The organism is Chryseobacterium sp. CG10_8 (genome assembly GCF_058117085.1).
On record NZ_JBYVEB010000277.1, the window covers coordinates 1 to 654 of the forward strand.

Sequence of the window (654 nt, forward strand, 5' to 3'; positions counted from 1 at the left end):
AAATAACGGTAGTGGTACTTCTGGAAGTGGAGAATACAATCCAAATGGAACAAATAATACAGGAAGTAATAATACTGAAAATCCAGAGGATCCAAATGCTCCACAAAATCCAGAAAATGAATTAGGCGGAACACCAACTGTGCCGATTGTAGAAATTACAAAACCAACAAAAAATTGTGAACAATTACAAAGCATTGGTGAAAACACGAATGTGAAAAGTAAATTCTCTACTTTAAAATCAAATATTACGGGAACAAACGAAAATGGCGTTTTGTTAAGAGATATTCCGGGAAATGAAACTTCGGATATTATTGTGGGAGACGCAAATGGAAATATCAATTATCCATATAAAGAAAGTAGTTACCAGCCGTATTATTATAAGACATACGGAACAGCTCATAATCATTTATCCAACAATCCTGAGCATATTGGTATTTTCACTCCGGAAGATTTATTTCAACTTGCAGCTAATGGAGTTATAGAAATAGATCCTGCTAATCCCAATGTTTCTCCTACTCCCCAAAAAGCAGTTATCTTCGTATTTACAAACAAAGGTCTTTTTGCATTAAAAATTAATGATATTAGCAAATTAGTTGATTTTGTGGTTTGGTACAATAATGGTAAAAAAAATCAAACGGATGATTTTAAAAAATT

At 32.4% G+C, this 654-nt stretch carries 1 protein-coding gene; it reads left to right on the forward strand.

Going from position 1 to position 654, the window contains the following annotated elements; translation table 11 throughout:
• Positions 1 to 654 (forward strand): hypothetical protein (locus AC4AGG_RS16720; RefSeq protein ID WP_489773157.1); only part of this gene is annotated, 654 nt, incomplete at both ends.